At 69.4% G+C, this 10,999-nt stretch carries 11 protein-coding genes; 3 read left to right on the top strand and 8 right to left on the bottom strand.

Features of this window, described 5'->3' with window-relative positions; genetic code table 11:
• A partial coding sequence (locus V6M46_RS17535; RefSeq protein ID WP_332667445.1) for a glycoside hydrolase family 65 protein occupies nt 1-1,707 on the bottom strand: 1,707 nt, incomplete at its 3' end.
• Between the two features lie 58 nt (nt 1,708-1,765).
• Nucleotides 1,766-2,479, bottom strand: a complete 714-nt coding sequence (locus V6M46_RS17530; protein ID WP_332667443.1) for an HAD family hydrolase — start codon at nt 2,477-2,479, stop codon at nt 1,766-1,768.
• Nucleotides 2,480-2,578: 99 nt separating this feature from the next.
• Between V6M46_RS17530 and V6M46_RS17525 the strand changes: the two genes are divergently transcribed.
• Complete coding sequence (locus V6M46_RS17525) at nt 2,579-3,760, top strand: arginine deiminase (RefSeq protein WP_332667441.1); 1,182 nt, start codon at nt 2,579-2,581, stop codon at nt 3,758-3,760.
• A 3-nt stretch (nt 3,761-3,763) separates the two neighbouring features.
• Nucleotides 3,764-4,675 (top strand): sigma-70 family RNA polymerase sigma factor, encoded by a 912-nt coding sequence (locus tag V6M46_RS17520; protein WP_332667439.1) that lies wholly within the window; start codon nt 3,764-3,766, stop codon nt 4,673-4,675.
• On the opposite strand, the gene V6M46_RS17515 is transcribed toward V6M46_RS17520, so the two are convergent.
• The 4 genes from V6M46_RS17515 to V6M46_RS17500 form a co-directional block, all read right to left on the bottom strand.
• Entirely contained in the window at nt 4,641-5,237 is a 597-nt protein-coding gene (locus V6M46_RS17515; protein WP_332667437.1) for a carboxymuconolactone decarboxylase family protein, read from the bottom strand. The genes V6M46_RS17520 and V6M46_RS17515 overlap by 35 nt on opposite strands.
• Nucleotides 5,238-5,475: 238 nt before the next feature.
• The gene (locus tag V6M46_RS17510) at nt 5,476-5,721 is read right to left on the bottom strand and encodes a hypothetical protein (RefSeq protein WP_332667435.1); all 246 of its coding nucleotides are present in this window, start codon (nt 5,719-5,721) and stop codon (nt 5,476-5,478) included.
• 31 nt (nt 5,722-5,752) lie between these two features.
• Nucleotides 5,753-6,403 (bottom strand): response regulator transcription factor, encoded by a 651-nt coding sequence (locus tag V6M46_RS17505; protein ID WP_332667433.1) that lies wholly within the window; start codon nt 6,401-6,403, stop codon nt 5,753-5,755.
• The gene (locus tag V6M46_RS17500; RefSeq protein ID WP_332667431.1) at nt 6,391-8,358 is read right to left on the bottom strand and encodes a sensor histidine kinase; all 1,968 of its coding nucleotides are present in this window, start codon (nt 8,356-8,358) and stop codon (nt 6,391-6,393) included. Before V6M46_RS17500 ends, V6M46_RS17505 begins: the two co-directional genes overlap by 13 nt.
• A gap of 141 nt (nt 8,359-8,499) precedes the next feature.
• Between V6M46_RS17500 and V6M46_RS17495 the strand changes: the two genes are divergently transcribed.
• Nucleotides 8,500-9,192 (top strand): hypothetical protein, encoded by a 693-nt coding sequence (locus tag V6M46_RS17495; RefSeq protein WP_332667429.1) that lies wholly within the window; start codon nt 8,500-8,502, stop codon nt 9,190-9,192.
• Between the two features lie 12 nt (nt 9,193-9,204).
• On the opposite strand, the gene lpdA is transcribed toward V6M46_RS17495, so the two are convergent.
• Both lpdA and V6M46_RS17485 read right to left on the bottom strand, forming a co-directional pair.
• Nucleotides 9,205-10,605: a dihydrolipoyl dehydrogenase gene (gene lpdA, locus V6M46_RS17490; protein WP_332667428.1), complete on the bottom strand. Its 1,401-nt coding sequence runs from the start codon at nt 10,603-10,605 to the stop codon at nt 9,205-9,207.
• 73 nt (nt 10,606-10,678) lie between these two features.
• On the bottom strand, nt 10,679-10,999 hold a 321-nt coding region (locus V6M46_RS17485), incomplete at its 5' end, for a DUF5926 family protein (RefSeq protein ID WP_332667425.1).

Here is a 10,999-nt window from a genome sequence, read left to right as displayed (position 1 = left end):
GTCGGCGACCTCGCGCTCGTCGAGCTCGAGGCGATTGACCACCCGGTCGTACTCGATGCCGTCACGGATCGCCAGGTCGCGTACGGCCTCGGCGGCGCGGCGCAGGTTGAAGCGCGCCATGACATTGGTGAAGAGGTTGTCGTTGACGACCGTCGTGTACTCGTCGGGGCCGGTCACGCCATGGATGTGGAACGTGCCGTCCTCCTCGTTGAGCCAGAAGCCGAGGTCGACCCACATGCGGGCGGTCTCGACCAGGACGTCGATGCCCTCGCGGGTCAGGAAGTCGGTGTCGCCGGTGGCCGCGAGGTACTGGCTCAACGCGTAGGAGATGTCGGCATCGATGTGATACTGCGCGGTGCCGGCTGCGTAGTAGGCCGAGGCCTCCTCGCCGTTGATCGTCCGCCACGGGAAGAGCGCACCCTGCTGGGCGAGCTGCTTGGCGCGGTTGCGGGCGGCGTCGAGCAGCGTGTAGCGGAAGCGCAACGCGTTGCGGGCCGCGCGCGGGGTCGTGTAGGTCAGGAACGGCAGGACGTAGACCTCGGTGTCCCAGAAGTAGTGACCGCCGTAGCCGGAGCCCGTCACACCCTTGGCGGGGATGCCGGTGCCCTCGGCGCGGGCCGAGGCCTGGGCGAGCTGGAAGATGTTCCAGCGCACCGCCTGCTGCACCTCGGGCTGGCCCGGGACCTCGACGTCGGAACGCTCCCAGAAGTCGTCGAGCCACTGGCGCTGGTCGGCGAACTGCTGGTCGAGGCCCTCGTCCTGAGAGCGGTCGAGCGTACGCGTACAGCGGTCGAGCAGCTCGCGCGACGGAACGCCTCGGGACGTGTGATAGCTGACCATCTTGGTCAGCACGATCGGCTGACCGGGTTCGGCGTCGATGCGATAGGTCATCTTCGCCAGGTCGTCATCGGTCTGGATGCGCTTGGTGTAGTTGTTGGCGGTCTCGAGCCGGTGATCGGCCGCGACCGCGATCGTCATGCCGCTCTCGGTGCACTGGTAGCCCAGCCCCACCCGGCCGTCGGCGGCACTGCCGGAGTTGCTCTGCGGGATCAGGACCCGGTGCCGCATGCTGCTGGCCTTGCGGGGATCGACACCTTCGCCCATCGCCTTGGAGCGGACGTGGTACTCGTCCTCGCCGTCCTGGCGGTTGAGGATCTGCGACGAGATCGCCACCGGGGCGTAGTCGTCGAGCATCGTGACCTCGAACGTCATCACCGCGAGGTGCCGCTGCGTGAACGACACCATGCGGCGCGAGCGGATCTGGACCCGCTTCCCACCGGGCGTACGCCACAGGATCTCGCGCGACATCACGCCGGAGCGGAAGTCGAGGCGACGCTCGTACTCCATGAGGTCGGCGATCTGCAGCAGCAGCGGCTCGTCATCGACGTAGAGGCGGATGACCTTGGCGTCCGGGGCGTTGACGATCGTCTGGCCCACGCGCGCGAAGCCGAAGGCCTCCTCGGCGTGCTGGATCGGCCAGGTCTCGTGGAAGCCGTTGATGTAGGTGCCGTGCGAGAACGAGTCGCGGCCCTCGTCGACGTTGCCGCGCAGGCCGAGGTAGCCGTTGCCGACCGAGAACAGCGTCTCGGTCGTGCCGAGGTCATGGCTGCCGATGTGGGTCTCGACCAGAGCCCACTCGTCGACCGGGAAGCGTGAGCGGTCGAGGAAGTCGTGGACCTGCGGCGCAATGTGCGAAGGACCGGTCATGCCGCTACCCCCCAAGAAGGCCCACGATACTGGGCAAACGGCATGAGTGCCTCATGTGTCATGGCAGGAGCTCCTCGAGGTCCCGGACGACGACGTCGGCGCCGTTCTCGAGCAGCTTGTCCGGGCCGACGCCGCGGTCGACACCGACCACGAGGCCGAAGTCGCCGGCGCGACCCGCGGCAACGCCCGACAGCGCGTCCTCGAACACCACGGCCCGCTCCTTGGGCACGCCGAGCTGCTCGGCGGCGTCGAGGAACGTGTCGGGCAGGGGCTTGCCGGCGAGGCCACGCTCGGCGGCGACCAGGCCGTCGACGATGACCGGGAAGAAGTCGATCATGTTCGCGGCACGCAGGACGGCCGGGGCATTGCGCGAGCTCGAGACGATCGCCATCTTGGTGCCGCGCTCGACCAGGGCGTTGACGAGCTTGACCGAGCCGGGATAGGGCTGGACGCCGTCGGTCGCCAGGATCTGCTCGAAGTCAGCGTTCTTGCGGTTGCCGAGACCGGCGACCGAGATCGACGAAGGGGCATCGCCCGGATCGCCGTCGGGCAGCTCGATCCCGCGACTCGCGAGGAAGGACCGGACACCTTCGTAACGCGGCTTGCCGTCGACGTACGTGAAGTAGTCGTCATCCGTGTAGGGCTCCGCGATCCCGCGCTCCCGCAGGAAGTCGCCGAACATCTGGGCCCAGGCACGCATGTGCACCTCTGCCGTCGGCGTGATCACGCCATCGAGGTCGAAGAGGGCGGCGTCGTATTCGTTCCAATCCACACGTATGAGCGTATGCCCGAGAAGGGCCAGATCGTTAAAAATTCGCGTGCGTCGCTCGACACAGAATGCCCGAGACGGTCGTCATCTAGGGTGGCACCCATGGGTCTCGGAGCGGACAGCGAAGTCGGTCGCCTGCGTACGGTCATGTTGCATCGGCCGGGCCCTGAGCTCGGCCGCCTGACGCCCCGCAACAACGACCAGCTGCTGTTCGACGGCATCCCGTGGCTCGGCCGGGCGCAGGACGAGCACGACGCCTTCGCCCAGGCCCTGCGTGACCGCGACGTCGAGGTGCTCTACCTCGTGGATCTGCTGGTCGAGTCGCTGGCGGTCGAAGAGGCGCGCGCCACGATCATCGAGAGCACCACCGCAAGCCTGCAGCTCGGCGACGGCCTGCGCACGCACATCGCCCGGGTCATGACCGATCTCGCGCCGGACGAGCTCGCCCTGACGCTGACGGCAGGCCTGCGCAACGACGAGGTCACGAGCTTCCGCAGCATCGTCACGAGCTTGCTGCCGCCCGAGGACTTCCTCATCGAGCCGCTGCCCAACCTGCTGTTCACGCGCGACTCCTCGGTGTGGCTGCCGGGCCGCGTCGCGGTGACGAGCCTCGCGATGCCCGCGCGGGTTCGCGAGACGCAGCTGACCGGGCTGATCTACGAGCACCATCCCCGCTTCGCCGGCGTTCCGCGCGTCCACGGGCCGCACCTCGAGCACGTCGAGGGCGGCGACGTGCTGCTGCTCGCGCCCGGCGTCATCGCGGTCGGCGTCGGCGAGCGCACGACCCCGGCGGGCTTCGAGCGCTTCGCCCGTCAGGTGCTGACCGGCGGGCTCGCCCACACCGTGCTCGCCGTGCCGATCGCGCAGGAGCGCGCCACGATGCACCTCGACACGATCGTCACGATGGTCGACGTCGACACCGTCGTGATCTACCCCAACATGGCCGACAACCTCCGCGCGCACGCCGTGACCTACACCGGCGAAGACCTCGTCGTGGCGGACGAGCAGTCGTTCTTCACCGCAGCCGCCAAGGCGATGGGCATCGACACCCTGCACCAGATCGACACCGGCCTCGACCCGGTCACCGCTGAGCGCGAGCAGTGGGACGACGGCAACAACACCCTCGCGATCGGCCCGCGGCTCGCCGTGGCCTACGAGCGCAACGAGCAGACCAATGCGCGGCTCGAGGAGCACGGCATCGAGGTCGTGGCGATCAGCGGATCCGAGCTCGGCTCCGGTCGTGGTGGTCCGCGCTGCATGTCGTGCCCCATGGATCGCGACTGAGCCATGACCCTGGTCGACACGTTCGAGACGGAGCGCCCGCGCCTGCTCAACGTGGCCTACCGGCTGACCGGCAGCGTCGCCGACGCCGAGGACGCGGTGCAGGAAGCCTGGCTGCGGCTCGACCGTACGGACGCCCGGATCGACAACCTGCAGGCGTGGCTCACGACGGTCGTGAGCCGCCTGTGCCTCGACCGGCTGACCTCGGCCGCCGCGCGGCGCGAGACGTACGTCGGGCAGTGGCTGCCCGAGCCGGTCGTCACCCCGATGGAGGGATCCGACGACCCGCTCGCCTCGATCGTCCAGCAGGAGGACAACCGGTTCGCGGCGCTCGTCGTGCTCGATGTGCTGCCGCCGGATCAGCGGGTCGCGTTCGTGCTGCACGATGCGTTCGGTGTGCCATTCGGCGAGATCGCCGACGTGCTGTCGATCGAGCCGGCCAACGCCCGGCAGCTCGCCTCGCGTGCCCGCAAGGCCGTGGCCGACCCACCACCACCGGTCGACGACGACGAGCACAACCTCGCGGTCAGCCGCTTCCTCGAGGCGATGGCGACCGGCGACCTCAACGCGGTGCTTGCGACGCTCCACCCCGACGCCCTGGTGATGGGCGACGCCAACGGCACGACCAACACCGCGGTCAACGTCATCCACGGCGCCGACAAGGTCGCCCGGTTCTACCTCGGGCTGTTCCGCCGCTACGGGCCCGCGGCGCTCGAGAACCTTCAGCCGGTCCTGGTCAACGGCCAGCTCGGCATCGCGACCACGGGGTGGGTCGGCGAGACCAAGCAGACCACCTCACCCGCACGCGTCGGCGGCTTCGCCGTACGCGACGGGCTCGTCGTGGCGGTGTTCGACATCGCCAACCCCGAGAAGCACGCCGGGATCAGGCTCCCGTCGTGGCCCCAACCGGTTCAGTAGCCCACGGCACCCGGCAGGAGTCGCCGGTCCCGAAGCCCTGGTCGGTGATGTCGAGGGCGTGATTCATCCGGGCCCGCTGGTTCTCGAGCCCGATCTGGTACGTCAGCTCGAGCACGCCTTCGTTCCCGTACGTGTCGACGAGTGAGGCGACCTGCTCGTCGGACACCGCCATCGGCGTCGCCGTCATCGCATCGGCGTACCGGATGACCTCGCGCTCGGCATCGGTGAACTTGTCCGACGTCTCGAAGCTGGCGATCTCCTTCAACCGGTCGATGTCGAGCCCATCCATGCGCTGCAGCATCGTGCCGAAGTCGACGCACCACGAGCAGCCCACGGTCCAGGCCGTGCGGTAGACGGCAAGCTGGATGAGGGCCGGCGGCACGACGTGCATGGCCTTCTCCACTGCCAGCTCGTGGCGAGCCGCGGCGACGAAGAGCTTGCGATGGCGTGCCAGCACCGCGAACGGCTCAGGCACCTCACCGAGCCGCCTGCGCGCCATCCGGTAGCCGAGCTTGACGATCGTCCCGGCGTCCTGGGGAGCGAGTGCGGGGATGCGAGGCATGGGGTTTCTCCTGTTCTGCGACGCTCTTGCGCCGCTCACCCCCCAGACGACGCAGCCCCCCAAGGTGTGACAGCAGGCGCACCCCGTTCCCTAAGGAGGCCGCCCGCGGCCGACTGGGAGCGAGCTCTGCGAGCGAAGGGCAGCGAGCCGACAAGCTCCCCCGAGCCCCTCGCCGTACGCCCCGTCGGTCGCAGCGCTCCCTCCCGCGGCCCCGTCGCTGGGGGCCGAATTCAGCGAGTCAGCCACTGCGAATGACCCGGTAGATGGTTTCCGACTTGGGAGACGGACGGGGCACGTCATTCCAGCCGATCTCGAGTGCCTTCTCGGCGATCGTCGCCTTGACCCTGGCGACATCGACGTCGTCCTCGAACAGCGCGATCGACAAGCCGTTGCCTGTCGCCGGGTCCAGGAGGTGATAGGCGTTCAGGACTCCAGGCACGTTCTTCGCGGCATCGATGACCCACTGCCGCTCGTCGTCAGGCATTGGCTCCCAGACTGCAACCCGAGCGATCATGTCATCCTCCTGTACTCGGTCCTGAGGAACCGAGATATCGGAGGACTGCCAGCACGCGGCGGTGCTCCTCCTCGTTGGTGATCAGGCCGAGCTTGGCCAGGATGCTTCCGATGTGAGTCTCGACGGTGCGCTGGGTGAGGAAGAGCCGGCGAGCGATTCCCACGTTTGTGAGGCCTTCGGCCATCAGGGCGAGGACGTCGTGCTCGCGTGCGGTGAGGGCGGCCAGGCCGTCGCGTGCGCCGAGCAGACGGCTCACCACTTCGGGGTCGAGCGCGGAGCCGCCGGCCGCTACGCGGTCGAGGGAGCCGAGAAAGTCGTCGACGTCGAGGACGCGATCCTTGAGCAGGTAGCCGAAGCCGCCAGCGCTGACCAGCTCGACCGAGTGCTTGGTCTCCACGTGCTGGGAGAGCAGCACGATCGCAACGCCCGGGTGCCGCTCTCTGATGAGCCGGGCCGCCCGGGCGCCGTCGTCAGTGAGGTCCGGAGGCATCCGGATATCGACCACGGCCAGGTCAGGCTGAGTCTCGGCGACCACGTCCAGCAACGTCTCGGCGTCCGGGGCACGACCGACGATCTCGTGGCCCGCGTCCGTGAGCAGGCTGGCCAGTCCTTCGCGGAAGAGCGTGGAGTCCTCACCGATCACGATTCGCATGGCAGCACCGCCTCGAGTGTCGTGCCCGCACCGGCCGGGCTGCTCAGCACGAGCGAGCCGCCCAGCGCGGCGACCCGGTCGGCGAGTCCGGACAAGCCGGATCCGGTCCGCGCCTGGGCGCCGCCGATACCGTCGTCCTGCACCCGAATGGCAACCCCGGCGTCATCTTGCGTGACCTGTACGTGGATGGTGCTGGCCTGCGCGTACTTCGCGGCGTTCGTGATCGCCTCCGCGGCCACGAAGTAGGCCGTCGTCGCGACTTGCTCCGCGATCTCGGCGGGCTCGACGTCCAGGACGACCGGGACCGGGAGCTTGCTGGTCAGCGCGGCGAGCGCGGCGTGCAGGCCGTCGTCGAGGCTGGTCGGCCGCAACCCATGGGCGATCTGGCGGAGCTCCGCAACGGCGGTCGCCAGCTCGGCGACCGCCTGGTCCATCACAGCATCGACGTCGACGTCGGGCACATGACGTTGTGCGAGCCGCAGCGCCATGCCGAGGGCCACGAGTCGCTGCTGAGCCCCGTCGTGCAGGTCGCGTTCGAGCCGGCGACGTTCGGAGTCGCCGACCTGGACCAGACGCATACGGCTGGCCTCGACCTCGCGGAGCGCGCGTGCCAGCTCGGCACGCAGCCGGATCACTTCCACCAGACCTGCAGCCGCGGCGGCGAGCTCACGCAGCACCGACGGAGGGGTTTGCGCGGATGCCGTCAGGACCCCTATCTGCACGTCACCCAACGTCACCGGGGTGAGTCCGGTGTCAGGCACCCGTGACCCGCGTACGTCGACGAAGCCCGACTCGCCAGGAACCAGCATCCCGACCCTCAGCTCGTCGTCGCGCAGTGCCGCGCGGAGCACCTGCTCGAGCTCCTCGGGCTGAGCGCCCTCCCGGTGGATCCGCTGCTGGAGCTCCTCGACCGCCTGCAGCGCCGCCCGGCGGGGCGGGAACAACCGGCGGTCGACGGCACGACGGAGCCGTGTCCGCAACGGCGCCAGGAGGACCGCGCACACCGCCGTGGCACCGGCAGCCGCGGCGGGTGAGTCCCGGCCGAGCAGCACACCAAGGACCGGCGCCGCGACTGCGTACGCCGCCACCAGGGCGGCCGCCACCACGGCGTAGCTCACCGTGTCGGCGAGCACCCGGTCCACGTCGTACAGCCGATGCCGCAGCATTGCGACCGTCACCGAGACCGGGAGCGCAACCAGGGCGAGACCGGCACCGGCCGTTGCCACCCAGTCGACGCTGCCCGTGATCGCCATCTCGGCCAGGGCGATGAGCGGGTATGCCGCCAGCGGGACGCCGGCGAACGCAAGCCAGCGGACCTGGGCCCGCTCCACACCTGACGCACGGCGGTAGCGCACGACCAGAGACGCCCCGCAGGCAAGGATCAGGGCGATCATCACGACGAAGGCGACGTTGCTCAGCACCTCGATGGCGACGGGGTAACCGCCGTACGGCCGCGGCACATCCTCCATCGGCGGGGTGAACGGCATGGTCGCGAAGGCTCCGCTGGCGTGTACGACCGCCGTGGCGCCGAGCAGGCCGCCCGGCACCGCCCGCCAGCGAGGCCCGGGCACACGCCCCGTGGGGAAGACAAGCAACAGCAGGGCAATCGTGGACAGCAGCCACCACGCGCTCTCGTCGAGCCACGCGACGACACGGGTGTCGAGCGGCACCGCAGCGTGGTCGCCCAGCCACACGCGGTAGTACACCTCGCGCGCCGCCAGCATCGTGGTCAGCAGACCGCAGCAGGCGAGCAGCGGGCCGACGGCGTTGCGGGACACCTGCCAGGTCACGGCGAGCCCGAGCCCCGCGGTCAGGACCCCGAGGGCGGCAAGACCACCGAACCCGGCAGCACTCGCCGGCTCCAGGTGACCGCTGGTCAGCAGCAGTGCCGTGCCGGCGGCCGCCGCAAGGGCAGCCGCCGCGAGCATCGACAGTCCGACTCGCTCCGGCCGCATGTACCGAGGGTAGAGCGCGTCAGACCCCGCGGCCTCCGTGTCAACACGGAGGTCAAGGACCCGTGCCCGCAACGATGCGCCAGCACTGCCCGCGCCGAAACCATGGAGCTGCTCGATCACCCATCAGGAAGGACGCCGCACATGTCCACCCACTCGCCCTCGGCGCTGCACGCCGAACCCCATGAATCAGCCACCACTCGTCGCATCGGCCTCCTCGCGGTCGTCCTCGCGATCGCCTCCGTGATTGCCGTGGTCGGCGGCGTGCTGTGGCCCGAGCCCAGCGGTGGCGGCGAGACCTACGCGTACGCCGACATCGCCGACCAGCGTGAGCTGTGGTGGGGGCTCCTCACCGGACTCGCGGTCGTCGGCATCCTCGGCACCACGTTGCAGGCCATCGCGACGCTCTACCTGGTGCGACACCGTGGCAGCACCTGGGCGACGGTCGGCGCCGTCCTGCTGATCACCGGGATCATCGCCCAGGGCGTGGGCGTCGCGGGCTGGGCGACCGCCTACTTCTTCCCGACCGATCCATCCCTGGACCCCGCTGCCGGGCGCCAGGCATTCGACACCGTCAACGACAACATCGACTACATCTTCGCGGTGATGATCACCGGCGCCGCACTCGCCATCCTCGGGCAGATCATCCAAGCGGTCGGGCTGCTCCGAGCGAAGGTGATTCCGGTCTGGATCCCCATCGGCCTGATGACCGCCGTGCTGACCTTCCTCATCCCGGGGAACGGCGTGATCGGCCTCCTCACCGCACTGCCGATGGCGGTCTCGGCCTGCGCCCTGGGGTGGTACGCCTACCGCCGCGCCATCTCGCCGGGCGAGTAGCCGGCAAGGTGCTCACAAATTGATCATGTGGCCGGCGAGGCCGTGGAAGCCTTCCTGCAGCGCTTCGCTCAGCGTCGGGTGCGTGTGCACGTTGCGGGCCAGCTCGAGCGCGCCGAGGTCCCACTTCTGCGCGAGCGTCAGCTCCGGCAGCAGCTCCGCGACGTCCGCGCCGATCAGGTGGCCGCCCAGCAGCTCGAGGTGCTCGCCGTCGGCGATGAGCTTGATGAACCCGCCCGGCTCGCCGAGTCCCTGCGCCTTGCCGTTGGCGGTGAACGGGAACTTCGCGACCTTGACGTCATAGCCCTCGTCGCGGGCCTGCTGCTCGGTCAGGCCGAAGCTCGCGACCTGCGGCTGGCTGAACGTCGCCCGTGGCATCATCCGGTAGTCGCCGAGCTCCTGCGTCTCCGCGTTGCCGATCGTCTCCGCCGCGACGACGCCCTGCGCCTCGGCGACGTGCGCGAGCTGCAGCTTGGCCGTGACGTCACCGATCGCAAAGATGTGCGGCACGTTGGTGCGCATCCGCTCGTCGATCGCGATCGCGCCGCCGTCCGTCAGCTCGACGCCCGTCGTCTCGAGCCCGAAGCCCTCGACGCGCGGCGCGAAGCCCACCGAGACCAGCACGCGGTCGGTCTCGATCGTGGTGCTGGCGCCGTCCTTGCCGGTGTAGGTCACGGTCACGCCGTCACGGTGGTCGGTGACGTACTGGACCTTGGTCGACGTCAGGATCGGGATGCCGAGCTTGCGGTACGCCTTGGTGATCTCCTTGGACACCTCGACGTCCTCGTTGGGCAGCGCCCGGTCGAGGAACTCCACGATCGTCACGTCGACGCCGTAGCTCTTGAGGACGTACGCGAACTCCATGCCGATTGCACCCGCGCCGACCACGAGCATCGTGCGCGGCAGGTCGCGGTTGAGGATCTGCTCCTCGTACGTCACGACGTTGGCGCTGGGCTTCACGCCCGGCAGCATGCGCACGGTCGAGCCCGTCGCGATGATCGCGTGGGCGAACTCGACGGTCTCGGTGCCGCCCGCCGTCAGGGCGACCTCGAGGGAGTTGGGCCCCGTGAACGTGCCGCGCCCGTCGAGCTCGGTGATGCCGTTCTTCTTCATCAGGAAGTGCACGCCCTTGACCCGACCGTCGGCGACCTCACGGCTGCGGTCGAACGCGACGCCGTAGTCGAAGCTGACATCGCCTCGAATACCGAACGTGTCGGCGTGCTGGGTGAAGATCTGCGCGAGCTCGGCATTGCGGAGCAGCGCCTTCGACGGGATGCAGCCGACGTTGAGGCACACCCCGCCCCAGTACTTCTCCTCCACGACCGCCACGCTCAGTCCGAGCTGAGCGGCACGAACGGCGGCGACGTAGCCGCCTGGGCCGGCGCCGAGCACGACCACGTCATACGAACTTGTCATGCCTCATTCAACCGCGTGTCCGGGGTCAGGATTCCCGGGGTGTCGCCCGTGAAAAACACCGGGGTGCAGCCCCTTAGCGGATCGGGACCTGGCCGCTCAGCAACGCGCTGCGAGCGGAGCGCTGCTCGGACGTCAGCGGGGCGTCGTCCGCGAGGGCGGCGTCGAGGCGGGCCCGGAACTCCTGGGCCGGCTTCTCGAGGTCTGCCGCATCGGCCTCGAACTCCCACACCGGCACGAGCCGGCCATGCGCCCGGAAGTGCCCGATCAGCTTGGTGCCGTCGCCGAGCGTGTCCTCGCCGCGAACCCGCAGGCGGGCGAGCGCGTCGAGCAGCGGGGCCTCGTCGTCGGTCATGACCCAGCGGAGGAACCGCTGCGGCCCCATCTCGGTCCAGTA

This window comes from Aeromicrobium sp. (assembly GCF_036676885.1).
Classification (GTDB): domain Bacteria; phylum Actinomycetota; class Actinomycetes; order Propionibacteriales; family Nocardioidaceae; genus Aeromicrobium.
This window is presented reverse-complemented; position numbering and strand designations above follow the sequence as displayed.